Source organism: Paenibacillus lentimorbus NRRL B-30488 (assembly GCF_000411595.1).
GTDB classification, from domain to species: Bacteria; Bacillota; Bacilli; order Bacillales; family Bacillaceae; genus Bacillus; species Bacillus velezensis.
In genome coordinates this window covers 168,659-192,300 of the sequence record NZ_ANAT01000005.1, presented here as the reverse complement: position 1 = coordinate 192,300, position 23,642 = coordinate 168,659, and the positions used below count along the sequence as shown (strand labels likewise).

General features: G+C 47.0%; 20 protein-coding genes and 7 pseudogenes. 14 read left to right on the top strand and 13 right to left on the bottom strand.

Features of this window, described 5'->3' with window-relative positions; genetic code table 11:
- Both licA and licH read left to right on the top strand, forming a co-directional pair.
- Positions 1–333, top strand: a complete 333-nt coding sequence (gene licA, locus D368_RS01845; RefSeq protein WP_003150867.1) for a PTS lichenan transporter subunit IIA — start codon at positions 1–3, stop codon at positions 331–333.
- Positions 330–1,658, top strand: coding sequence for a 6-phospho-beta-glucosidase LicH (licH, locus tag D368_RS01840; RefSeq protein WP_003150870.1), 1,329 nt, complete (start codon positions 330–332; stop codon positions 1,656–1,658). The genes licA and licH overlap by 4 nt, the downstream gene beginning before the upstream one ends.
- A gap of 40 nt (positions 1,659–1,698) precedes the next feature.
- Here licH and D368_RS01835 read toward each other — a convergent pair whose 3' ends face one another.
- The 6 genes from D368_RS01835 to D368_RS01810 form a co-directional block, all read right to left on the bottom strand.
- A complete protein-coding gene (locus D368_RS01835) occupies positions 1,699–2,790 on the bottom strand; it encodes a branched-chain amino acid aminotransferase (protein WP_025853645.1) in 1,092 nt (363 codons plus the stop codon).
- Positions 2,791–2,973: 183 nt separating this feature from the next.
- Positions 2,974–4,152, bottom strand: a complete 1,179-nt coding sequence (dltD, locus tag D368_RS01830; RefSeq protein WP_015387523.1) for a D-alanyl-lipoteichoic acid biosynthesis protein DltD — start codon at positions 4,150–4,152, stop codon at positions 2,974–2,976.
- Entirely contained in the window at positions 4,153–4,389 is a 237-nt protein-coding gene (dltC, locus tag D368_RS01825; RefSeq protein ID WP_003150875.1) for a D-alanine--poly(phosphoribitol) ligase subunit 2, read from the bottom strand.
- Positions 4,390–4,405: 16 nt separating this feature from the next.
- On the bottom strand, positions 4,406–5,587 hold the full coding sequence (gene dltB, locus D368_RS01820; protein ID WP_015240830.1) for a D-alanyl-lipoteichoic acid biosynthesis protein DltB: 1,182 nt from the start codon (positions 5,585–5,587) through the stop codon (positions 4,406–4,408).
- Positions 5,584–7,095, bottom strand: coding sequence for a D-alanine--poly(phosphoribitol) ligase subunit DltA (gene dltA, locus D368_RS01815; protein WP_101562547.1), 1,512 nt, complete (start codon positions 7,093–7,095; stop codon positions 5,584–5,586). The genes dltB and dltA overlap by 4 nt, the downstream gene beginning before the upstream one ends.
- Before the next feature lie 15 nt (positions 7,096–7,110).
- The gene (locus D368_RS01810) at positions 7,111–7,260 is read right to left on the bottom strand and encodes a teichoic acid D-Ala incorporation-associated protein DltX (RefSeq protein WP_003150882.1); all 150 of its coding nucleotides are present in this window, start codon (positions 7,258–7,260) and stop codon (positions 7,111–7,113) included.
- Positions 7,261–7,703: 443 nt separating this feature from the next.
- On the opposite strand from D368_RS01810, the gene D368_RS01795 reads away from it, so the two are divergent.
- The 3 genes from D368_RS01795 (at position 7,704) to D368_RS01785 (ending at position 10,521) form a co-directional block, all read left to right on the top strand.
- Positions 7,704–8,639, top strand: a complete 936-nt coding sequence (locus D368_RS01795) for a 1,4-dihydroxy-2-naphthoate polyprenyltransferase (RefSeq protein ID WP_003150884.1) — start codon at positions 7,704–7,706, stop codon at positions 8,637–8,639.
- 131 nt (positions 8,640–8,770) lie between these two features.
- On the top strand, positions 8,771–9,403 hold the full coding sequence (gene ywaC, locus D368_RS01790; protein WP_007407732.1) for a GTP pyrophosphokinase YwaC: 633 nt from the start codon (positions 8,771–8,773) through the stop codon (positions 9,401–9,403).
- Between the two features lie 257 nt (positions 9,404–9,660).
- Complete coding sequence (locus tag D368_RS01785; protein ID WP_128574495.1) at positions 9,661–10,521, top strand: glycosyltransferase family 8 protein; 861 nt, start codon at positions 9,661–9,663, stop codon at positions 10,519–10,521.
- Between the two features lie 56 nt (positions 10,522–10,577).
- On the opposite strand, the pseudogene D368_RS01780 reads toward D368_RS01785, so the two are convergent.
- Positions 10,578–12,320 (bottom strand): annotated as a pseudogene (locus D368_RS01780) (S8 family peptidase).
- A 161-nt stretch (positions 12,321–12,481) separates the two neighbouring features.
- Here D368_RS01780 and celB point away from each other — a divergent pair.
- Positions 12,482–13,817 (top strand): annotated as a pseudogene (gene celB, locus D368_RS01775) (PTS cellobiose transporter subunit IIC).
- Positions 13,818–13,846: 29 nt separating this feature from the next.
- On the opposite strand, the gene glxA reads toward celB, so the two are convergent.
- Positions 13,847–14,230: a glyoxalase GlxA gene (gene glxA / locus D368_RS01770; RefSeq protein ID WP_003150894.1), complete on the bottom strand. Its 384-nt coding sequence runs from the start codon at positions 14,228–14,230 to the stop codon at positions 13,847–13,849.
- 94 nt (positions 14,231–14,324) lie between these two features.
- Between glxA and D368_RS01765 the strand changes: the two are divergent.
- Positions 14,325–15,511, top strand: a pseudogene (locus D368_RS01765) (class I SAM-dependent rRNA methyltransferase).
- 88 nt (positions 15,512–15,599) lie between these two features.
- Here D368_RS01765 and D368_RS01760 read toward each other — a convergent pair.
- From D368_RS01760 to D368_RS01740, 5 genes and pseudogenes are all read right to left on the bottom strand, one after another.
- Positions 15,600–16,442 carry a DUF2268 domain-containing putative Zn-dependent protease gene (locus D368_RS01760; protein ID WP_079898253.1) on the bottom strand — a complete coding sequence of 281 codons (843 nt, stop codon included), beginning with the start codon at positions 16,440–16,442 and terminating at the stop codon, positions 15,600–15,602.
- Positions 16,443–16,488: 46 nt separating this feature from the next.
- Positions 16,489–17,250, bottom strand: a complete 762-nt coding sequence (locus D368_RS01755; protein WP_062623605.1) for a MerR family transcriptional regulator — start codon at positions 17,248–17,250, stop codon at positions 16,489–16,491.
- Between the two features lie 155 nt (positions 17,251–17,405).
- Positions 17,406–17,600 (bottom strand): YwbE family protein, encoded by a 195-nt coding sequence (locus D368_RS01750; protein WP_128574494.1) that lies wholly within the window; start codon positions 17,598–17,600, stop codon positions 17,406–17,408.
- A 129-nt stretch (positions 17,601–17,729) separates the two neighbouring features.
- Positions 17,730–18,410 carry a CidB/LrgB family autolysis modulator gene (locus D368_RS01745; RefSeq protein WP_012118753.1) on the bottom strand — a complete coding sequence of 227 codons (681 nt, stop codon included), beginning with the start codon at positions 18,408–18,410 and terminating at the stop codon, positions 17,730–17,732.
- Positions 18,392–18,777, bottom strand: a pseudogene (locus D368_RS01740) (CidA/LrgA family holin-like protein). Before D368_RS01740 ends, D368_RS01745 begins: the two are co-directional and overlap by 19 nt.
- A gap of 106 nt (positions 18,778–18,883) precedes the next feature.
- Between D368_RS01740 and cidR the strand changes: the two are divergent.
- The 7 genes and pseudogenes from cidR (at position 18,884) to D368_RS01710 (ending at position 23,640) form a co-directional block, all read left to right on the top strand.
- Positions 18,884–19,792 (top strand): cidABC operon transcriptional activator CidR, encoded by a 909-nt coding sequence (cidR, locus tag D368_RS01735; protein WP_003150908.1) that lies wholly within the window; start codon positions 18,884–18,886, stop codon positions 19,790–19,792.
- Between the two features lie 2 nt (positions 19,793–19,794).
- Positions 19,795–20,613 (top strand): hydroxyethylthiazole kinase, encoded by an 819-nt coding sequence (gene thiM, locus D368_RS01730; protein ID WP_128574493.1) that lies wholly within the window; start codon positions 19,795–19,797, stop codon positions 20,611–20,613.
- A pseudogene (gene thiE / locus D368_RS01725) lies at positions 20,610–21,142 on the top strand (thiamine phosphate synthase); the annotation flags it as partial. The gene thiM and the pseudogene thiE, both read left to right, overlap by 4 nt.
- Positions 21,116–21,283 carry a beta/alpha barrel domain-containing protein gene (locus tag D368_RS19790; RefSeq protein WP_486129204.1) on the top strand — a complete coding sequence of 56 codons (168 nt, stop codon included), beginning with the start codon at positions 21,116–21,118 and terminating at the stop codon, positions 21,281–21,283. The pseudogene thiE and the gene D368_RS19790, both read left to right, overlap by 27 nt.
- 72 nt (positions 21,284–21,355) lie before the next feature.
- Positions 21,356–21,678 (top strand): annotated as a pseudogene (locus tag D368_RS19785) (Efem/EfeO family lipoprotein); the annotation flags it as partial.
- An 18-nt stretch (positions 21,679–21,696) separates the two neighbouring features.
- Positions 21,697–22,952 (top strand): annotated as a pseudogene (efeB, locus tag D368_RS01715) (iron uptake transporter deferrochelatase/peroxidase subunit).
- Positions 22,953–23,037: 85 nt separating this feature from the next.
- Entirely contained in the window at positions 23,038–23,640 is a 603-nt protein-coding gene (locus D368_RS01710; RefSeq protein ID WP_039253377.1) for a DsbA family oxidoreductase, read from the top strand.
- Positions 23,641–23,642 lie beyond the last annotated feature (2 nt).

Here is a 23,642-nt window from a genome sequence, read left to right as displayed (position 1 = left end):
ATGAATGAAAAAATGGAACAGACCATTTTTCAGATCATCCTGCATGGCGGCAACGGAAGAAGCGCATCAATGGAAGCCATTGCCGCCGCAAAGCGGGGGGACAGAGCCATGGCCGAGGAAAAGCTTCAGGAAGCCGCAAGGGAACTGACCGAAGCCCATCATTACCAGACAGAATTGATCCAAAATGAAGCCGGCGGAGAAAAAACAGACATGACGCTTTTAATGGTGCATGCGCAAGATCATTTAATGAATGCCATGACCGTGAAAGACTTGGCCGCTGAGTTAGTCGAGATTTACGAAAAAGTGAGTCTGCAAGGGGGAGCAAAAATATGACAAAAGGAATTAAAATTGTAACGATCGGCGGAGGTTCAAGCTATACACCGGAGCTTGTGGAAGGCATCATTAAGCGCTATGAGGAACTGCCTGTCAGAGAATTATGGCTCGTCGACATTCCCGAAGGCGAGAAAAAACTCAATATCGTCGGCACGCTTGCAAAACGCATGGTCGAAAAAGCGGGCGTTCCGATAGAGATTCACCTGACGCTTGACCGGAGAGAAGCTTTGAAGGATGCTGATTTCGTAACGACTCAATTCCGCGTCGGTCTCCTTGAGGCCCGCGCCAAAGACGAACGGATTCCGTTAAAATACGGCGTAATCGGCCAGGAGACAAACGGTCCGGGCGGTTTATTCAAAGGGCTGCGCACCATCCCGGTTATTCTGGAAATCGCGAAAGACATCGAAGAGCTTTGTCCGAATGCATGGCTTGTGAATTTCACAAACCCTGCCGGCATGGTTACCGAGGCCTTGCTCCGCTACTCGAATCTCACAAAAGTCGTCGGCCTCTGCAATGTGCCGATCGGCATTAAAATGGGCGTCGCAAAAGCATTGGATGTGGATGTCAGCCGGATCGAAGTGCAATTTGCCGGACTGAATCACATGGTCTTCGGGTTAGATGTTTTCTTAGACGGCGTCAGTGTGAAGGATCAAGTCATTGAAGCCATGGGAGACCCGGAAAACGCCATGACGATGAAGAACATTTCCGGAGCGGAATGGGAGCCAGAATTCCTGAAGGCGCTCGATCTGATTCCTTGCGGCTACCACCGCTATTATTTCAAAACGAAAGAAATGCTCGAGCATGAAATAGAAGCTTCACAGACGGAGGGCACACGCGCCGAGGTCGTGCAGAAGGTTGAGAAAGAACTGTTCGAACTGTACAAAGATCCGAATCTCGCCATCAAACCGCCGCAGCTGGAAAAACGGGGCGGAGCGTACTACAGTGACGCGGCCTGCAACCTGATCAGCTCCATCTATAACGACAAACATGATATCCAGCCCGTCAATACGATAAACAACGGCGCGATCGCCAGCATTCCGAATGACTCAGCGGTCGAAGTGAACTGCGTCATGACGAAAGACGGTCCGAAACCGATCGCCGTCGGTGATCTGCCGGTGTCTGTCCGCGGACTCGTCCAGCAAATCAAATCATTTGAGCGCGTCGCCGCTGAAGCAGCCGTCACGGGAGATTATCAAACGGCGCTTCTTGCGATGACGATCAACCCTCTTGTCCCGTCAGACTCCGTGGCAAAGGCCATTCTGGATGAAATGCTTGAGGCCCACAAAGAACATCTGCCCCATTTCTTTAAGTCGATTGAAGCATAAGAGCAGTAAAAAAACCCGGATTCGCTTCCGGGTTTTTTGCTTATTTTGATTCGCTTAGTGAGGCGACTTTCGTCGTCCAGCCGAACACGTCGGCTTCCGCGCCTTTTTGAATGCCTGTAATGGTATCGTACAATTTCTTCGAGATCTCTCCGGTTTCACCGCTGCCGATGACAAGACTTTCATCATTCCAGATCAGTTCGCCGACCGGAGAAATGACCGCCGCCGTACCGGTTCCGAATGTTTCTTCCAATCGGCCGTCACGATGCGCCTGGATGATTTCATCGATCGAAATCTTCCGCTCAGACACAGTCAGTCCCCAATGTTTGAGAAGGGTGATGACGGAATTTCTCGTAATTCCTTCAAGAATGCTTCCGTTCAGCTCCGGCGTCACGATCTCGCCGCTAATTTTAAAGAAGATGTTCATGCTGCCGACTTCTTCGATGTATTTTTTCTCAATGCCGTCAAGCCATAAAACCTGAGAAAATCCCTTCTCTTCCGCAACCTGCTGCGCTTTCAGGCTTGATGCGTAGTTGCCGGCGGTTTTCGCGTTTCCGGTGCCGCCTTTGACGGCGCGCACGAATTCGTTTTCCACGGCGATTTTTACCGGTTTAATGCCTTCTTTGTAATAAGAGCCGACCGGGGAAAGAATGATAAACAGCTTGTACGTATGGGATGCCGCTACACCGAGGAAAGGCTCAGTCGCAATAATAAACGGACGGATATAAAGGGAAGTGCCTTCCGCTTTCGGAATCCAGTCTTGGTCGATGGCTACGAGCTGTTTCAGGCCTTCAAGAACAAGCTCTTCATCAATGAGCGGGATGCAAAGGCGGTCATTTGACTGGTTCAGGCGCTCCATATTTTTCTCCGGTCTGAACAGAAGCACTTCCTGATCCTTCGTTACATACGCTTTAAGCCCTTCAAAAACGGTTTGGCCGTAATGATAAACCATGGCCGCAGGATCCATTGAGATGGACTGATAAGGGATAATTCTCGGATCATACCATCCTTGACCGGCGTCGTAATCCATAACAAACATATGGTCGGTGAAAATTCTGCCGAACGCAAGGTTATGGGGGTCCGGTTTCGGTTTTTTGGCTGAAGTCAATTCAACACGAATGTCTTGTTTCATAATGTTCTGTCTCCCTATTGGTGTTATTGTCAAACTTATTTGAAAATAATTTATATTCTATTGTATACCTTCAACAAATATTCGCAATAGTTTTCCTCAAATTTGTGAAAAAATCAAATCACATAAAAAGCAGGGGAGAGAATGCCCCCTGCGTGTTCGTTTTTACGTATTCTGTCATCACTGTGCTCAGTGAACCGTCACCTTGCCGGTTTTGTAAAACTGCTCCATTGCTTTATCGACGTACACCCAGCCCTTCCAGGCGATATGGATGGTGTCTTTCATAAAGTACGGATCATATTCGTGCCCGGATAAGTCGGCAACCTGAAAGCCCTTCGCTTTAATTTGCTTAGTGACTTTTTTGTAGTAATCAGTCCGGCCTTTTTTCGGGAAGCCGGTGTAGTCATACCATTTTCCGTTGACCGGAATAACCACGAACATCGGTTCAGCGCCGGCATCTTTCAGAATGTCCAGCATATCCTCAAAGTCGTGATATTCGACTGATTTGGCGTACGTTCTTCCTTTGTTGATTCCTTTCACTCTCTTTACTTTCTTCTTAATCTTTTTATAAGAAGCGTCATCGATATAGAAAGGATTGGACTTGGAGCTCCGTTCTCCTAATTGAGCGGCGGCTGTCTTTAACTCTGACCACGATTTCCCTTTCAGGTTTTCAGAGATCGTCCGTTCAGGGCCCTTGGTTTCTCCCATTGAATAATAAAGATCTTTTTTCTCAAGCAGAGAATAATAAGCTTTGGCAGCCGGCATGACCGCTTTCACTTTCCATGATTGTCCGTTGACCATTCCCTTGTATAATTCAGAAAGGACGGCATCATGCTGAACGACTTTAAAACGGAGCATGCGCTTCATCATGTTCTTTTTGACCGCGGGATCAATCTGGTTATTAAATGCTAAATCCAATGCCTGAAGTGATGAAAAATTCGGCGCAAAGTGCTGTTCATCAGAACCTTTTTTGATAAACCATTGCGGAGAAACAATGAATACCAGCTTTTTGCCCTTCAGCTGCTGATAATGCGCCGCAAAGTTCACGGCGTGTATCAAGGATTGGTCCCCGCCTTTTCCGACAAGATAAGGCGTAAAGCCTTGGTTGTTCACTTGGAAATAGTTGGACGGGTGAAACTCATCCAGTCTTGAAAGCTCGGAAGAACCGAAAATCGGCATATACTTCGAGTCTTCGAACATTTTGTTTTGCAGATAGAGCCCCTGGAACATATTCGGATTTAAGGCCGCTGCCGACTCTTCGACACGTTTTTCAGGAATGAAGCGCGTAAGCCATGAAGCCGGAACTGCGATAGCTCCGACAAACAGGACAAACGCTAAAATAATTGGTCCAAAGAAACGCTTTTTCATTTACTTCAACTCAGTCAGTTTGTTTACAATGTTGTTTGGCGTATTCCACTCGTCACGGTCAAATTCAGTGATCGGCACTGTAATGCCGAAGCGGTTTTCGATGGCGACCAGCAGTTCTACTGTTCCGAAAGAATCAAGCAGTCCTTCTTCAAAGATTTCAATATCAGGATTTTCTTTCACAGCGTCCTCCTGACAAACTTCAGCTAATACGTCTAATACTTCCTGTTTAAATTCCATGTGTTTTCAATCTCCTTTAGTGATGAAATGGTTTTCCTGAGAAAATATAAAATCCGAAACATACGAAATGGAATGTGATGACGATGGCTAAAAAGGCCGTAAAACGATTGGCGGGCAGCCACTTGTATTTCTTATTCCATTTCTCAAAAAAGTTATACCCGGTCATTAATACGGCGTGGTACAGGCCGTATACAATATATTGCAGGGCGAGTCCGTGCCAGACGCCCATCAGCATGAACAGCAGGAAATACCCGATGTTCGAGACGGCCATCCGGTTCTTTATCCATTTTTTCTTTGTCATCCAGAAAACAAAGCGCATAAATACGTAGTCTCTGAACCAGAAGGATAAGGACATGTGCCAGCGGTTCCAGAAGTCTTTAATGTTTTTGCTGATAAACGGCTTATTAAAGTTTTCCGGAGATTTGATACCCATGATATAGCTTACACCGACGGCAAACATCGTGTAACCCGCAAAATCAAAAAACAGGTACAAGCTGTATCCGTACATGTACAGCACATTACCCCACAGTTTGCTGTGGGTGATATGAGACAGATTCATAATGAAATACGTGTTAATCGCATATCCGATAATGAATTTGTATAAGAAACCGATAAAAATTTTATGAATGCCGGTATACAGTAAATCAGCGTATTCTCCCTTTGTCCATACTTTCTGTTCGTCCTTGGCAAATCTGCGGTATCTGTCGATCGGGCCGGAAGAAATGGTCGGGAAAAACATAATAAAGTACAAAAGGCGGTGAAGCGGCATTTTTTCTTTAATCAGTCCGTCTCTCGTTTCCATGATCAGCTGGACGCCTTTAAATGTCAAATAAGAAATTCCTAAGAAACTGATCAGGTTATGAACCGGGTGATGAGGCACCGGCGGGAAGAAAAACGGCCATAATTTAGATAAAAACAGGGGTAAAATAGACGCGATCACGGCCATACTGAAGACAAAGCCGCTGTTGGCTTTCAGTCTGTAAGCGAGATAACCCCTGATTAAAAGCACCTGCCACAGCGTAAAGATACATAGTGCGATCACGCCGTGCAGATCATGCGCGAAAATCAAAGCCAATACGATGATGGATATAAACATGTTGTATCCTTGGAATCTCTTGCCGTTCAGCCCTAAAATAATCGTCGGCAAAAGAAGGATTCCAAGTAAGATAAAGAAGAAAAACGAGCTGTAAGGCGTCATACAAGAACCTCTTCGCCAATGCGTTTACGGTCGATTTTTCCGTTCGCAGTCATTTGAATGTGATCCTGATAAATGAATTTTCTCGGAATCATGTAGGCCGGAAGCGAAGCGGCCAGTTCTTTCTTAATGGCGCTTGTCAGCTGGAATTCTTTTTCAAAATCATGTTTTTCAGGCACGATGGCGGCAATTAAATATTCGACTGGTCCGTTAGGCTGATACGGGATGACAACCGCCGTGCGCACATATTGAGACTGCCTTACATGTACTTCGATTTCCTCCAGCTCCATGCGGTAGCCGTGAAGCTTAATCTGGAAATCAAGGCGTCCTTGGCAGAAAATCTGACCATCCTGAACATAACCGGCATCACCCGTGTGATATGCCCACTGGCCGTCAATTGAGAAAAACGCTTTTTCAGTCAGAGACGGTTCACCGAGATAGCCTTTGCTCACGCTCGGGCCGGCGATGATGATTTCCCCTTTTTCTCCGTCCGGAAGCTTATTCCCGTTTTCATCCATGATGAAGATATTCATATCGGGTTTTGCAAAACCGACGGGCAGAGATTCATTTTCATCGATAATCTGCTGCGTAATTTCAACGGAGGTGACGGCAACCGTTGTTTCAGTCGGGCCGTATGTATTGAATACGCGGGCCTTCGGAAAACGGTTTAACAGTTCCTGTGCCACGGCAGCCGGAAGCGCTTCTCCGCAAAACATAAATACTTCTGCCTCAGGCAGGAGCTCCTGCGTAAAGCCGGGGTCCATCAGACACATTTGGACGAAAGACGGCGTCGATGTCCACACGTTCAGTTTGGATTTCTCCAGCTCTTCAAATAGTACTTTCGGTTTATTGATTTTGTCTTTCGTTACGCAGTGCAGCGTACCTCCCGTTTGAAGCGACGGGAAAATGTCCATGACAGATAAATCAAAAGAAAACGGAGCTTGGTTTAAGAATGTCTTACCCCCGCCCACAGGAAAATCCCTGCAGATCCAGTCAGTGAAGCTTTGCAGGTTATCAGCCGATATCTGCACGCCCTTCGGATTTCCCGTGCTGCCGGACGTGTAAATAATGTAAAACGTATCCAGCTCTTTTACCCAGTTCTCACGGCTGAGGTCTGGATCTCCGTCAGCTGCAAGCTCTTCGGGCGTAACGGTTTTAATCAGATTGCTTCCCGTATCGACTGCATCGCCCGATACGCTGATAAGCAGCTCTGCGCCTGAGCTTTCAATGATTTTGACGATCCGCTCCGGCGGAATGGAAACATCGACAGGGATGTAAGGGCGGCCCGCTTTGACGCTTCCCAAGAAAGAAACGATCATATTCGGCTCCATATGTCCGTAAACCAGGACAGGCGCTTTCGAACCGTCAGCTGTATGTTTTTGAATGCCGGACGCAACCCGCTCCGACAAATCCCATAATTCCCCGTAAGTGAGGGAATGATCTAAGGAACGAAACGCTATGGCCTGCGGCTTGGCGTCTGCGTATGTTTTTATAGCATCAAGTAGTTTCATAGTTATCCTCCCCGATTAGAAATCGTTGTAAATATAAGTGCCGGTATTCGCTGTATGAAATCCATACATCCAAAAGAGCAATACTAATATCAGAAAATAAAAGCCCGTATGAAACGTCCATTTGATCAATGTATTTTCATAAGCACGTTTTAATTTTTGCATCATATTCAAAATTCCTTCCCCGCGTATTCAATAATTACACCAGTATATGACGATTAGATTAACAAAAAGTTTCAAAATATGTCTAATATCCTAAGCTTAAAATTTCCTTAAAAATGAATGAGAAACAAAAGGATGGAAAACACGCATGTATAAATTGGAAAATGATCATACTAAAAAAGCGCTGTTCAGGCGGGATTTTTAACTTATCGTAAATATAAACGAGGTAAAAAAATTTTGGCGGCTTTTTCTTAAGCAGGCTTGTGCCGAACCCCAATGGAGAAGGGCGAAAAGCCGTTTCCGGCAGGATAGCTGATAAAGCGCCGCATCTTGTGAAATGAGGAAGAAATTATTATGATAGATAAGGTAGCAGAAAACGTGAAAACCCCAATTCAACACTACTGTTATCGGCTGACTGTGAAAGCCTTTTAATAGAAAGGAAGAGGAAAATGAATCAAAACAATATGGGGGGCAGCCAAAAGACGCCCGAGAAAGAAAGCATGGGCCGCATTTTGTGGCAGCTAACCCGCCCTCATACATTGACGGCATCGTTTGTGCCCGTACTTCTCGGCACCGTATTGGCGATGTTTTACGTAAAGGTTGATTTCCTGCTGTTTTTGGCCATGCTGTTTTCCTGTCTCTGGATCCAGATCGCCACGAACTTATTCAATGAATATTACGATTTTAAACGCGGTTTAGATACGGAGGATTCCGTCGGTATCGGCGGAGCGATCGTCCGCCACGGCATGAAGCCGAAAACAATTCTGCAGCTGGCGCTCGGCTCTTATGCGATTGCCCTCGTGCTCGGTGTTTATATCTGCATGAGCAGCAGCTGGTGGCTTGCGGCTATCGGCCTTGCCGGCATGCTGATCGGCTATCTGTATACGGGCGGCCCGCTGCCGATTGCGTATACACCGTTCGGGGAACTGTTCTCCGGCATTTGCATGGGCTCTGTATTTGTCCTTATTTCTTTCTTCATTCAGACAGGCAGAATTAATGAACAGAGCATTTTGATTTCCATCCCGATCGCCATCCTGGTCGGAGCGATTAACCTGTCCAACAATATTCGTGATATTGAGGAAGATAAAAAAGGCGGACGTAAAACGCTGGCCATTTTGATGGGGCATAGAGGGGCCGTCATGATACTGGCCGCATCTTTTGCCATCGCTTACATCTGGATCGTCGGTCTTGTCATCATGGGTTACACAAGCCCGTGGCTGTTCCTGGTCTTTTTGAGCGTGCCGAAACCCGTTCAGGCCGTGAAAGGCTTTGTGAAAAACGAAATGCCGATGAACATGATTATTGCGATGAAATCAACGGCGCAAACCAATACATTCTTCGGATTCCTGCTTTCAATCGGACTCCTGATCAGTTATTTCCGCTGATCAAATGAAAGGGCAAATGCCATAACCGGCATTTGCTTTTTTTTATGACATAATCTTCACGATATTGTAAAGAACCTGACCGCGGACTGACCCGTCTCATATATGGACAGCAAAGCAAGGAGATGAAAAAAATGGACTTGTCAACAGCCCATATGGATGATTTAAAAACGGTCATGGAAGATTGGAAAAATGAATTATTAGTTTATAAATTCGCTTTAGATGAGCTGGATACGAAGTTTTCGATCATCAGCCAGGAATATAATCTGATTCACGGGCATAACCCGATCGAGCATACAAAATCACGCGTGAAAAGTTTTGAAAGCATCGTCAATAAACTGATGCGCAAAGGCTGCGATGTGACGACGCAGGAAATGAAAGAGCATATTCATGATATCGCGGGTGTCAGGATTATCTGTTCCTTTATTTCCGATATTTATAATGTCGCTGAGGTTCTGAAGCAGCATAAGGACCTGAAGATCGTAAAGGTGAAGGATTATATCAAACATCCGAAGCCGAACGGCTACCGCAGTCTGCATTTGATTATTGAAATTCCCGTTTATTTGACGAATCGTGTGGAATATGTGAAGGCGGAAATTCAAATCCGCACCATCGCCATGGATTTTTGGGCGAGCCTTGAACACAAAATTTATTACAAATTAAATAACGAAGTCCCAAAGCATCTGACCGACGAGCTGAAGGAAGCGGCGGACATCGCCCATTATTTAGACGAAAAGATGCTTGGGATTAAGAAAGAAGTCGATTAAACGATTGACCCGTCACAACCAGCCGGACCGCTATTATACGCAGTCCGGCTGGTTGTTTTTATGTTTACGCGTTTTCGCTTTCCCGCACGATGTATTCTGACGACGATTCAGGCTGAAATTCTGATTGAATTTGAACAGAGAATGCAATAGATATCAAATCGCAAACAGCACATTCCCGCAGAAAAAATGTGTAGGATCGAGGTTTACTTTTTAAAAAGGGAAAGACATTTGTACAACAAAAAGGGAGATGAATATCAGTGGGAAAGAATGAAACAATGCATATCGTATCATGTGCCGATGATCATTATGCTCGTCATTTGGGTGGGATGTTCGCTTCTTTATTGATGAATATGGATAAAACAAGGAATGCCAAATTATATGTGATCGACGGCGGAATTACTGCCGAAAACAAGGACAAGCTTGAACAGACTGCGATGTCATTCGGGACGCCGCTTGAATTTTTAGAAGTAGACGCTGATCAATACAAGCATGCAGTCGAAAGCAGCCACATTACAAAAGCGGCTTATTACCGCATTTCTATCCCTGATTTAATTAAGGATGAGTCTGTAAAGCGGATGATTTACATCGATTGCGATGCAATTGTGATGGAAGATATTTCGGTTTTATGGGACTTGGATATTTCCCCGGCAATAGTTGCGGCGGTAGAAGATGCCGGACAGCATGAAAGACTGAAAAAAATGAATATCAGCGACACTGCCAAGTATTTTAATTCCGGTATTATGATTATAGATTTCGAACCTTGGAGAAAACAGAATATTTCTAAAAAAGTGATTGATTTTATCAATGATAACAGCTCGGAGGATTTTCTCGTGTTTCATGATCAGGACGCGCTTAACGCGATCTTATATGATCAATGGCATGAACTGCATCCGCGCTGGAACGCGCAGACGCATATTATCATGAATGAGAAAACGCCTCCTGAACTGATCGACCGTATACGTTACAGAGAAACACGTGCCGAACCGGCCATCGTCCATTTCTGCGGCGGGGACAAGCCTTGGAATACAGGCACCTCGCACCCGTATCGTGATCATTATTTCCGATATATGTCCTTTACGAAATGGAACACGATTGACCGCCCGGCCATGAACCAATAGGCAGGTGTGATGAAAACGCTTGTGAAGCCGTTGACCGGCTCCCAAGCGTTTTTTTATTATTTCACCCGAATCGCACGCACGCGTTTTTGCAGGCTGGTCTTTTCGGCAGACGGCTTCAATCGGCTGACTGCCGTTTGCGCCGCTGATTTTGCTTTTTTCGTCTTGGTTTTTCCGCCGTTTTTACTTTGTCCCTTGCCTGCTGCAGGTTGAGTTTATCTTTTATCCGGCCAAGCCGTTTTTCCAGAGCGGTTTTTTCTTTTCCCGGCTGGATTTCGCTGACTGCTTTTTGGGCTTTTGCGGTGTTGGCTTCAGAGGTCTTTTTTCCGCCTGCTTGACGCTGGCCTCAGCTGTTTTCAAAAGGCTTGAGTTGACAGCGTTCAGCCGCTTTTGCAGCCCTTTTTTCTCTGAACCGGCCGGTAATTTGCGGATGGCGCTTTGTGCGGCATTGACGGCGGTTTTTTCTTTTGTTTTTCGGCAGTCCGGACTTTGTCTCTTGCGTCCGTCACATTTCTTGCCGTCTGAACTTTATTGATCCGCGCCTCGAGAGCGGTTTTTCCTTTTGACTTGGACAGTTTGCTGACTGCCGTTTTTGCTTCATTGATATCTGCCTGCTTTTTCGTCTTTTCCGCTTTTATTACGGCCCGTTCGGCAAAGCTCTTTTGCTTTGTGTGATATTGCACCAGTCCGTACCCGAATCGGCTGTCACGTCCGGGAGCGCCCAGATCTTTGACGTTTTGCTGCATCTGCTGCCGGAGCTGTGTATTTGTTTCCTCCGGATATTTCTGCCTGAGCAGCGCGAACATGCCGGTGACGTGCGGCGCGGCTTGAGATGTGCCGTCAGCCGTGGCGTACATTTGATTCAGATATGTGCTCGTAATATTGGTGCCGGGTGCGGCAAACTCAATTTGTTTTCCGGTCGTGGAAAAAGACGCGAGCCCGTTTTTTTCAGTTGACGCTGAGACTGCCGTTACGCTGCTGTAGGCGCCCGGATAATTGACGGGTTTTTTGTTGCCGTCGTTTCCTGCGGCGGCTACGATCACGATTCCTTTTTTGTAAGCTTTGTCAACGGCGTCGTGAAGACTTTTGCTGTCTGCGTTTGTCCCGAGGCTCATATTGATGATGTCCATTTTATTGGCGATCGACCAGTCGATCGCTTTAAGAAGGCTTTTAAGATCTCCCGCACCTTTTCTGTCTAATGCTTTAACCGCATATAACCGGACATCCGGCGCGATGCCGTCAATGCCGTATCCGTCATGTTTGGCCGCAATGATTCCGGCGACATGCGTCCCGTGTCCGTTGTCATCTTTGTATGAGGAAGTATAGCTGACTGCGGAATAGCCTCCCGCAATGGACAGATCATCATGAGGATAAATGCCGCTGTCAATGACAGCCACTTTCACCTTTTTTCCCGTCAAGCCTTCTTTCCACGCCTGCTTAACCTGAGTCGGTTCTATATCCCATTGCGGCAGCGCGTAACTGCTGCTTTGGGCCGCTGATAACGGGCGGATATCAGAACCGCCTGCTGCCTGAAAGGATACATTGTCTTCTACATATAAGATGTCAGGGTCCTGTTTCAGGTTTTTCACCGTTTGCGAATCGGCTGACACGGCGACTGCCGGGAGATGCTGATAGGTCTGTTCCACATCCGCTCCGCTGTCTATGGCGGATTCCTTGCCGTTTTGATTTTTGTACACCACGATAACGTCCCGGTCGTGCGTCTCGGCGTGCGCGGGCGCCGCGGCGGAGAACAGTCCGACGCACAAGGCCGCGGCCATTATCGGTTTCAGGGTGTGATACATTGCAATTCCCCCTTTTTCTTTATATATCGGCAGTGCGGAATTCTTTTTTTCCTGAGGGATAAGGAAAATTTCTGTATGCAAATGTAAGCGTTTCCAAAATATGATGGAGAAAATGCTTTAAGACATCTGCGCAATGAACTCAAAAAGGGGGTTTTTGATAAATGAGTACGTTCAATCGGGTCATGGAAGAAAAAATCATGCCTGTCGCCGGAAAAGTCGCCGGCCAAAGGCACTTAAGAGCTTTGCGGGACGGCATTATTTTGACGATGCCGCTTATCATCATCGGATCGGTTTTTCTGATTCTGACGAGTCTTCCGATTCCCGGTTATGCCGATTTTATGGCTGGTCTTTTCGGTGAAAATTGGGTTGAAAAGCTCGGGTATCCCGTGAATGCGTCCTTTGACATTATGGCGCTTGTCGCCGCCTTTGGGATTGCTTACCGGCTTGCGGAAAGCTATGAGGTGGATGCCCTGTCGTCGGGAGCCATTGCCCTTGCCGCCTTTTTATTGGCGACGCCGTATCAGATTCCGTTTATCCCTGACGGCTCGTCAACAGAGATTATGGTGGGAGGCGGCATTCCGATTTCGCTGCTCGGAAGCAAAGGTCTGTTTGTCGCGATGATCATTGCAATGCTGTCTACGGAAGTGTACCGGTTTATCATACAAAGAAATATCGTTATTAAGATGCCTGACGGAGTGCCGCCTGCGGTCAGCAAATCGTTCGTTGCGCTCATCCCCGGTTTCATTATTATTACGCTTGTATGGCTGGCCCGTCTGTTTATTGAAATAACTCCTTTTAAAAGCCTCCACAACGTCGTAGGCGATCTGCTGGGCACCCCGCTGTCTATTTTGGGCGGGAGTCTCGGCGGAAGTCTTATCGCCGAATTCGTGCAAATGCTGCTTTGGTCGTGCGGCATACACGGCGCGTCCATTATCGGCGGAGTCATGTCGCCGATCTGGTACGGGGCGATGGATGCCAACCGTTTGGCTTTTCAGGCGGGAGAAGCGCTGCCGAGCATTTTTACGACACAGTTCTTTCAAATATGGATTAATGTCGGCGGAAGCGGAGCGACGCTTGCCCTTGTGCTGACCATGCTTGTGCGCTCCAGAAGCAAACAGATGAAACAGCTCGGCCGTCTCGGCATCGGGCCCGCGATTTTTAACATTAACGAACCGATTATTTTCGGGATGCCGCTCGTCATGAATCCGCTGTTAATCGTGCCCTTTATCATTGCGCCGCTCTTGACCATTACGGCGACGTACATCGGGATGAGCACGGGGATGGTGGCAAAACCGGCGGGAATCGCCGTGCCGTGGACGATGCCGCCGCTGATTTCCGGTTATTTGGCGACGGGCGGGAAAATCTCCGGTTCGGTCATGCAGCTGATCAATCTCCTGATTACATTTATCATTTATTATCCGTTTTTCCGAATTTGGGATCTTCAAAAAATGGAGAGAGGAACGGGCGGCGGAACAAAACGTCACAGAAGAAACATAAAAAAAAAACGGGCGCTTTCGCCCGTTTTTTTAACGCTGGAAAAATTCGATCCATTCGCCGTCAGGTCCTTCAATGTAAAAGTAGCGGTACCCGTTCGGAAGTGTCGTGATTTCTTCATCAATAAATACGGCGCCCTGACGCTTCGCATGCGTGAACTCCGCCGCGATATCTTCAGTCAATAAAGCGACATGGTGCACTTTCCCTTCTGCGGGAAGCTCGCTGCTGTAGCCCTGGATCAGCTCAATTTCGGTCTCCGGTCCTTCTTGAAAGCCGAGAAAGGCAAGTTCAATAATGCCGTTCGTATGAGTGATACGATCCTTTAACTGCATACCGAGAACGTCTTGGTAAAAGGCGATGGATGTTTCAATATCTTTGACCATAATGCCTGTATGGTCGATTCTTTTGGCTGTCATGGTTTTCCCCCTGTTTTGAATTTTTCGGGACAATGCGGTGTTGATCATGTTTTATGGTACGATAAGAGAAAGCAAAACGAAAGAGGAATGCACAATGAAGCTACTTACAGTGAAAGATACATTTGCCGGAAAGCTGAAAAAAGGATTCCCCCTGATTGAAAAAGACGCTCTGTCCGGAAGCTCGGCTCATTTAACAGAGGGCGATCTTTTTGATGTGACATCCGAGAAGGGTGAGTTTATCGGAAAAGGCTATTACGGTTTGCAGAATAAAGGAGTCGGCTGGGTGCTGTCCCGCGCGAAAGATGAACGGATCGACGGACGTTTCTTTCTGGACAAGCTGAAAAAAGCGGCTGAAGCAAGAGCTCATCTGTTTAAGGCGCCCGATACGACGGCGTTCCGGCTTTTCAACGGTGAGGGCGACGGCATCGGCGGCGTCACGATTGACTTTTATGACGGTTATCTGCTGATTCAATGGTACAGTAAAGGCATTTACGCTTATAAGGACAGCATGATTGAGGCGATTGACGGACTGGAGCTTTCTTATAAAGCAATCTATGAAAAGAAACGATTCGATACTGCCGGGCAATACGTGGAAGACGACGATTTTGTCAAAGGCGAAAGAGGAGCTTTTCCGGTCATTGTTCAAGAAAACGGCATACGGTACGCGGTGGATTTAAACGATGGGGCGATGACGGGCATTTTCTTAGACCAGCGTCATGTACGCAAAGCGATTCGGGACAAGTATGCAAACGGCAGACGGGTGCTGAATACGTTCTCTTATACGGGGGCATTTTCCGTTGCGGCGGCGCTTGGCGGAGCTGAGAAAACGACAAGCGTCGATGTCGCCAACCGCAGTCTCGCAAAAACGATTGAACAGTTCAGCGCCAACGGAATTGATTATGAGGCGCATGACATTAAAGTCATGGATGTTTTCAAATACTTCGGCTATGCGGAGAAAAAAGGGCTGGCGTTTGACCTCATCATCCTTGATCCGCCTTCTTTCGCCCGCACAAAAAACGGACGTTCAGCGCGGCGAAAGATTATAAAAACCTGCTGAAGGAAACGATCGCCATCACTGCAAAAAACGGCATCATCGTCGCTTCGACAAACAGCAGCGCCTTCAATATGAAGAAATTTAAAGGTTTTATAGAGACCGCCTTTAAAGAAACAAATGAGCGTTACGACATTTTGGAAGAATACACGCTTCCGGAAGATTTCAAAACGATTCCCGCGTTTAAAGAAGGGAACTATTTGAAGGTTGTTTTCTTGCGGAAAAAATAGGATGATCATTTATAGCGTGGAAAGAGGGGAAAAGAAAACCCTCTTCCATCGCTCTAATCCGGGATAAATAATCTTCATATCTTACTGTTTAAAGAAAAAACCCGCTATTACTTAGTATCTCATCTGTGCCAAGTAAAGTGGCCTCACTAATCCCCACATTGTTGGCTTTCATGAAGGATTGCACCGCTTGGTAGCCAACCGCATAACCTGCAAACGGTGATAAGCCGACAGGCTGATAACCTTGTTCGGCTGCAAAGGTGTCACCAAACATGTAACTGCTGACCTCAGCAAATCCTTTCACATTTAATGAGTCTTTGATAATTTCTTTTGAGTATTCTAAGTCTTCTTTTTCAAAAGAAGTAACCCAGGGACCTAACAGAGCTTCTCCGTAAAGTTCTTTGGCAAACGATTCTGCCAACCCCTCTATCATTAAGTAATCCCCAACCGTTACGTTCCCATAATCCCAATTGAAATACGAAAAACGAATATTATGATGAAATTCATGTGCGATTACAGCAGGCAGTCTCGGTATGTTATATGAATTGGGGAATATTGAAACTTGAATAAATCCCGGAATTCCTCCGAATCCACAATACCCTCTATGTAATTCAAGCTTTTTTTGATTGGCCAGATACATCCCAAACCTTATTTCATCAGCATTTATTTTTAAGCGGTTTTGTTTGATAAATTTAACACAATGAGTTAAAGTGTCAAATGCAATTTGAGGAGCTTGAATTTCTTTTAGATTCTCTAGTGCTTTTCTTCCGGTTTCCGTATCAAATATGCTCAGATAGCCCAGCATATTTGCAGCCATGATTACATCATATCCGTTAGGTTCCTTTGCCTTTAAGGGAACATTAATCTTTTTCCACATATCTTCAAAAGGTTTCATCATTGAATACCGATAATAATCTTCTCTATTTTCAATCATTGAAAATAACTTTTCGTATTGCCCAATTGTATCCTCGATAATGATTTTAATGGGTACCACCCTTTTTTTGAGTATCTATATAAATTGTAATGGCATCACTCATGAGCTTCGCCAACCCTTCACCATACCGGTCGATGTTCTTAGTGAAGCGTTCATCTTCAATATAGAGTTGACCTAATCCGTAAAAGGCATCAAAAGAATATTCACCAAAATTTTCATTGAGAAAATCAAACCACTCTTTGATAGCGGTTTGTACGTCTGGGGACTCGGGAGATTGCTTAATAAGGAGTGCAAATTTATTGAACATTGCAGTCCACTTATCAGATAAATCTTTTTGCTCGCCATCAGTCATGTTTTTCAATCTAATATTTACCTTATCGACAGGTTGATCACCCCACCGTTTGCGGGCTTCTTGTTCATAAAGATTATGATTGAAGTTCATTCCCTCAAACCGCTCTTTGTTCGTCATGCAAATCTCTCCCATCATATGTTTGATTGATTTATCGATGGTATCAATCATCTTATCGACTCTATTCCGTTTCTCAATCAACATTTTCTTTTGTAAAATGAATGCCTCCCTTCGGTTAAATGAAGGACTATTAATGATTTCTTTAATCTCTTTTAAGGAGAAATCGAGCTCCTTGAAAAATAGTATCTGCTGCAGCTGTTCAAGATTCTCTTCAGAATAAAGCCGATAACCGGAATCGGTCGTTTCTTGAGGAGTCAATAATCCGATTTGATCGTAATGATGGAGAGTACGTATGCTTACTCCAATCAGTTCAGCTACTTCTTTTACTTTCATACCCATCACGTTTGCCGCCTCCTTAATGGCTACTCTAAAGTATTACGCAACGTAAGAGTCAATAGTTGGTTAAAGATTTTTTGTATATAAAGGGAGAACATATGAGGATTTCATTGCTGAAATTAAAGAAAAAAAGCCGGGCGTGAAACTCCGGCTTTTTTCTATTCAATAATGTGCTGCACCCGGCCGATTCGCCCGTCTTCAAGGCGGACCTTAATGCCGTGCGGGTGGAAGCTTGAGTTCGTCAAAATATCCTTGACGATTCCTCTTGTCAGCTTTCCTGAACGCTGATCGGCTTTCAGGACGATATCGACTTCAAGTCCTTTTCTGATGCTGCTTCGCTGCTGGCCGTTCATATGACACATCCGTTCTTCAGTCTTTTCACTTCATGTCTTATCATATCGTGTTTTCGTCTTTTTATGAAGGACAGACAAATCAATTCTTCATGGCAACTAAAAAAAGACCGCTCTGTAAGGAGCAGTCTTTTATGACATAAACGAAAGCAAAATCGGGGCCGCGCACAGTGTCATAATCGCGGCGAGGATCATCGACACGCTTGAGATCGTTCCTGATACGGAGCTGAGCTCAAATGCTTTAGATGTTCCCGCTCCGTGCGCGCTAGTTCCGAGCAGCACGCCCCGGGCAATTTCGTTATCAATGCGGAAATAGCGGATGACCATCGGCCCGATGATCGTTCCCAATAAAGCCGTTAAAATGACGAAAACCGCTGTAACGGCCGGCATCCCGCCGATCATTTCTGAAACGTTCATGGCAATCGGCGTCGTCACGGATCGCGGCACGAGACTGTCGACTAAGCTGCTGCCGAGATGGAACCATTTTGCGATAAAGGCTGTTGACAGAATGGCGATACATGAACCGACCGCTACGTTCAAAATAATTTCCACGGCGTATTTCTTTAAAATCGGGAAATATTTATAAAGCGGGATGGCGAACGCCACTGTTGCCGGCTGAAGCATATCGGTCAGCAGTCCGCCGCCGAGATTGTATGTCTGATACGGGACATTGACAAGAAGCAGCAGGACGACCAAAACAGCGGGCGTAATCAGAAGCGGCGACGTATACACCCGCGGAAAACGAATGTAGAGTTTTTTCGCGCCCAAATACACTAAGACAGTTAAGAATAAACTTATGATTCCGATGAACACGTTTGTTTTTCTCCTTTCTTTTTGCTATCAGCTGTGTAAGCGTACCTGTTGAAACCATCACGACAAATGTGCTGATGACGACGACAAGTAAAATGCTTACGCCAAATTTAGACATAATATCTCCGTATTCAATCACTCCGACGGCAGACGGGATGAAAAACAGCAGCAGCTCACCGAGGAGCCATGCTGCGCCAAGCTCAATCCATTCAAGTTTGATAATCTTGAAGTGCAATAATGTGAAAAGAATCACAATCCCGATTATACTGCCGGGAATATTTATATGAAGAGCCGCCGTGACCCAATTGATCAGACGCGCAAATATAAACAGCAGAGCGATTTGAATAACGGTAAGCAGCAATTTTTTCATAATGATGCCTCCCTTATATTTATATTGTACAGAAGGTTTTGCTATAGGTAAAATACATATAAAGAATAATATGTATTCCTTTTGTCTATAGAAAGGATGAAATGTAATGGATATCCGGCACTTAACGTATTTCTTGGAAGTGGCCCGTTTGAAAAGCTTTACGAAGGCTTCGCAGTCTCTGTATGTTTCACAGCCGACAATCTCAAAAATGATTAAAAACCTGGAGACGGAGCTCGGCATTAAGCTGTTTTACCGCAATGGCCGGCAAGTTGAACTGACTGACGCCGGGCAGAGCATGTATGTGCAGGCGCAGGAAATCACAAAGTCATTCCAAAACCTGACGTCAGAGCTGAACGATATTATGGAAGTGAAGAAAGGGCACGTCCGCATCGGTCTTCCGCCGATGATCGGGTCCGGCTTTTTCCCGAGAGTGCTCGGTGACTTCCGCGTCACATACCCCGATGTGACGTTTCAGCTTGTTGAGGACGGCTCTATTAAAGTGCAGCAAGGGGTGGAGGACGGCTCGCTTGATATCGGGGTCGTCGTGCTTCCCGCGAATGAAGAGATTTTTCATACCTTCACAATTGTCAAGGAAACCCTTATGCTCGTCGTCCATCCGTCACATCGGCTCGCTGACGAGAAAGAATGCAGTCTTCACGAATTGAAAGAGGAGCCGTTCATATTTTTCAGGGAGGATTTTGTCCTTCATAATCGAATTATGACGGAATGCGTGAAAGCCGGATTCAGGCCGCATGTCATTTATGAAACATCACAGTGGGACTTTATCAGCGAAATGGTATCCGCCAATCTCGGTATCGGCCTGCTGCCGGAAAGAATCTGCCGCGGTCTTGATCCTGACAAAGTCAGAACCATTCCGCTCGTTCATCCGGTCATTCCGTGGCATTTAGCCATCATTTGGCGGAAAGACCGCTATATGTCCTTTGCCGCCAGAGCCTGGCTGGAGCATACGAAATCGTATTTATGGAATCCGAAAAAGAGAAAAAAGGATGATTAAGCATGGACGCACAAACCGCAGCTCAACACTTGAGTAAAGTGCGGGATCAAAACCCGCTCGTTCACAGTATCACCAATAATGTCGTCACGAACTTCACCGCTAACGGACTGCTCGCGCTCGGCGCATCACCCGTTATGGCTTATGCAATTGAGGAGGCCGCCGACATGGCGAAAATCGCCGGAGCGCTCGTCCTGAATATAGGCACCCTCAGCTCGGCGTCGGTTGAAGCTATGATCGCAGCCGGAAAATCGGCCAATGAAAACGGTGTTCCGGTCATTTTTGATCCGGTAGGCGCCGGCGCCACGCCGTTTCGGACGGCATCAGCCCGCAAGATCATACAGGAGGTCCGCTTGTCCGTCATTCGCGGAAATGCCGCGGAAATCGCCAATATTGCCGGCGCCCCTGATTGGAAGATAAAAGGCGTGGATGCGGGGGAAGCCGGAGGAGATGTGGTTCAGCTCGCTAAGACGGCTGCAAGCAGGCTGAAGACGGTCATTGCGATTACCGGAAAAACCGACGTCATCTCCGACGGCACCGACACATACGCCGTACATAACGGTGATAAACTGCTGACGAAGGTGACGGGGGCGGGATGCCTGCTGACGTCTGTAATCGGAGCCTTCTGCGCAGCGGGGCAGGACGTTCTGCAAGCGGCCGTTTCAGCCGTTTCTGTATACGGAAGCGCCGCTCAGCTTGCCGCCTTGGACACCTCCCATAAGGGGCCGGGCAGCTTCCAGATTGAGCTTTTAAACAAGCTGGCAAGCATCTCAGAACAAGAAGCGGCCGAGCTTGCCGCAATTGAAAGGGTGACAGAAAAATGACGCGTATTTCTCGGGAAATGATGAAGGATATGTTATCGGTTTATTTTATTATGGGATCAAACAATACAAGCGCAGACCCGGTTTCCGTGGTGAAAAAAGCAATTGAGGGCGGCGCTACGCTTTTTCAATTTCGGGAAAAGGGGAGCGGTTCTTTAACAGGGGATGAACGTGTCCTGTTCGCGAAGCGGGTGCAGGATGTCTGCAGGCAGGCCGGGATTCCTTTCATCATTAATGATGATGTCGAATTGGCCTTGCGCCTTGAGGCGGACGGAGTGCATATCGGACAGGATGACGCAGACGCCGAAGAAACGAGAGCGGCAATCGGCGATATGATTCTCGGTGTGTCAGCACATAACGTCTCCGAGGTGAAGCGGGCGGAAGAAGCCGGAGCCGATTACGTCGGAATGGGCCCGGTCTATCCGACCGAAACAAAAAAGATGCTGAAGCCGTGCAGGGCGTTACATTGATTGAAGAGGTACGGCGTCAGGGCATCACCATTCCGATTGTAGGAATCGGCGGCATTACGGCTGACAACGCGGCGCCCGTCATTGAAGCGGGTGCAGACGGCGTCAGCATGATCAGCGCCATCAGCCAAGCCGAAGATCCAAAAGCGGCGGCGCGGAAGTTTTCAGAGGAAATTCGGCGCTCCAAAGCAGGGCTGTCCCGATAGGGCGGCCCTTTTTCTGTGTGTGCAAAAAGGCAGTGACGGACTTGGAGAATATAAGCCGTATGTCAAGAACAGAGCAATCAGCTTGCAATATCGACCGAAGCGTTTGACGGCTCTATCGCTTCTCTCAAAGTGACGCCTGAACCAATCACCGCCGGCGCCGAAGGCTCAAAAGCCCTCTATAAAACAGTGAATAGCGCGCAGTGAGAGATCATTTCGAGGTCACGGAAAAACTTAATGCGGAATTCAGCGAATTTGAAGTTTTGATGTCGAAATACAAAACGTGCGATCAATCGTATACGTCTTGTGATAAATTAAGTACAGATCAAATCAGAGAGATAAGCACGAAGCTGACGGCCCTTTCTGAAACCATGTCGAAGATTGCCGATGTGCTTTAAAAGGAGTTAAGACACAGCATGAGCGATGAACATAACAAGGAAAAACAGATCCACAGACGGGATGTCCTGAAGTGGGGCGCCGTCGCGGGCGCAGCCGTCGCTGTCGGAGCGAGCGGCCTCGGAGGACTCGCGCCGTTCTTCAAACCGGCGGCCACCGCTTCAAAGAAGAATGATGAAAAACGTGATCGTGATCAAATCGTTCCTTTTTACGGAAAGCACCAAGCAGGAATCACAACGGCGCATCAGACGTATGTGTATTTTGCGGCGCTTGATGTCATGTCAAGCGACAAAGCCGATGTCATCTCCCTTTTCAAACAATGGACAAGCCTGACACAGCTGCTGACTTCAGGCGCCGTCCCGTCAGGCGAACAGAAAAATAAATATATGCCTCCGCAGGATACCGGGGAGTCGCAGGATCTGGCACCGACGAATTTGACCGTTACCTTCGGCTTCGGCCCCGGGTTTTTCGAGAAAGACGGGAAGGACCGCTTCGGACTGAAAGATAAAAAACCGAAGCACCTCGCCGATATTCCGCCGATGCCTAACGACAAGCTCGATAAGAAACAAGGCGGCGGTGATATCGTCATACAGGTCTGCGCGGATAATGAACAAACGGCGTTTCACGCGGTGCGCAATCTGATGAAACAGGCATCGGGTGTGTGTGAAGTCCGCTTTCTCAATAAAGGTTTCTTAAGCGGCGGAAAAAACGGAGAAACACCGCGCAACCTCTTCGGATTCAAAGACGGTACCGGCAACCAAAGCACGAAGGATGAAAACCTGATGAATTCGATCGTTTGGGTTCAATCAGGAGAGCCGGACTGGATGACGGGCGGCACGTACATGGCGTTTAGGAAAATTAAGATGTTTTTAGATATATGGGACCGTTCATCCTTGAAGGAACAAGAGGACACGTTCGGGCGGGTGAAAAGCTCGGGCGCGCCTTTCGGACAAAAAAGGAAACCGATCCCGTGAAGCTGAATCAAATTCCCGCCGACTCGCATGTCAGCGTGGCAAAATCAACCGGCAGACAGATCCTGCGCCGAGCATTTTCCTATACGGACGGAATTGATCCGAAGACGGGCTATGTTGACGCAGGCCTGCTGTTTATCTGCTTTCAAAAAGACCCGGACCGCCAATTTGTCCCGATGCTGAAGGCTTTGGCGGCAAAGGATGCGCTGAATGAATACACACAAACGATCGGCTCTTCCTTATTCGCCTGTCCCGGGGGCTGTAAAAAAGGAGAATATATCGCCCAAAGGCTGCTGGAATCGTGACACCTTCCATATGGAAGGTGTTTTTTAAAAAACGCTTGTAACTATAAAAGTTACAACTTAAAATGATAAGGAAAGGAGACTTACAATGACACTGCAGATTAAAGTATATTCTGATTATGTATGTCCGTTTTGCTATGTCGGCAAAGCGGCGTTTGAAGAAGCTATCAAAGACAAGGACGTACAGGTGGAATGGATGCCGTTTGAATTGCGTCCGAGCCCCTCGCCGAAACTTGATCCGGTGAATGATCCCGCCAAGCAGCAGATGTGGAAAAACTCCATTGAGCCGATGGCGCAGTCGTTAGGCGTTGACATCACGTTCCCCCGCGTGTCACCGCATCCTTACACGGATTTGGCATTTGAAGGCTTTCATTTCGCAAAGGAACATGGGAAAGGAAGCGAATACCATACACGCGTTTTTCAGGCGTTCTTTCAGGAAGAACAAAATATCGGTGACGTTGGCGTGCTGACAAAGCTTGCGGAAGAAGCCGGACTTGACGGCGCTGCCTTCAAAGAGGCGCTTGAGACAAGAGCGTACAAGGACGTACAGCGGGAAGCGCTCCGCCATGCTTATGAGGAAGCCGGCATTACGGCAGTGCCGACGTTTATCATCGGCGATGAGAGAATCCCTGGCGCGGCGGGAAAGGAAACCTTTGAACAAATCATTGAGCGGGAACTGAATAAACGTTAGTA

Bases quoted from the DNA above. Each gene is read 5' to 3' on its own strand.
- D368_RS01760 (WP_079898253.1), bottom strand. From the start codon at position 16,442: ATGATTGAAAATAGAGAAGATTATTATCGGTATTCAATGATGAAACCT.
- licA (WP_003150867.1), top strand. From the start codon at position 1: ATGAATGAAAAAATGGAACAGACCATTTTTCAGATCATCCTGCATGGC.
- dltD (WP_015387523.1), bottom strand. From the start codon at position 4,152: ATGAAAAAGCGTTTCTTTGGACCAATTATTTTAGCGTTTGTCCTGTTT.
- dltB (WP_015240830.1), bottom strand. From the start codon at position 5,587: ATGACGCCTTACAGCTCGTTTTTCTTCTTTATCTTACTTGGAATCCTT.
- ywaC (WP_007407732.1), top strand. From the start codon at position 8,771: ATGGACTTGTCAACAGCCCATATGGATGATTTAAAAACGGTCATGGAA.
- D368_RS01795 (WP_003150884.1), top strand. From the start codon at position 7,704: ATGAATCAAAACAATATGGGGGGCAGCCAAAAGACGCCCGAGAAAGAA.
- D368_RS01755 (WP_062623605.1), bottom strand. From the start codon at position 17,250: ATGGGTATGAAAGTAAAAGAAGTAGCTGAACTGATTGGAGTAAGCATA.
- licH (WP_003150870.1), top strand. From the start codon at position 330: ATGACAAAAGGAATTAAAATTGTAACGATCGGCGGAGGTTCAAGCTAT.
- thiM (WP_128574493.1), top strand. From the start codon at position 19,795: ATGGACGCACAAACCGCAGCTCAACACTTGAGTAAAGTGCGGGATCAA.
- D368_RS01810 (WP_003150882.1), bottom strand. From the start codon at position 7,260: ATGATGCAAAAATTAAAACGTGCTTATGAAAATACATTGATCAAATGG.
- glxA (WP_003150894.1), bottom strand. From the start codon at position 14,230: ATGACAGCCAAAAGAATCGACCATACAGGCATTATGGTCAAAGATATT.
- D368_RS01710 (WP_039253377.1), top strand. From the start codon at position 23,038: ATGACACTGCAGATTAAAGTATATTCTGATTATGTATGTCCGTTTTGC.
- dltA (WP_101562547.1), bottom strand. From the start codon at position 7,095: ATGAAACTACTTGATGCTATAAAAACATACGCAGACGCCAAGCCGCAG.
- D368_RS01750 (WP_128574494.1), bottom strand. From the start codon at position 17,600: ATGAACGGCCAGCAGCGAAGCAGCATCAGAAAAGGACTTGAAGTCGAT.
- cidR (WP_003150908.1), top strand. From the start codon at position 18,884: ATGGATATCCGGCACTTAACGTATTTCTTGGAAGTGGCCCGTTTGAAA.
- dltC (WP_003150875.1), bottom strand. From the start codon at position 4,389: ATGGAATTTAAACAGGAAGTATTAGACGTATTAGCTGAAGTTTGTCAG.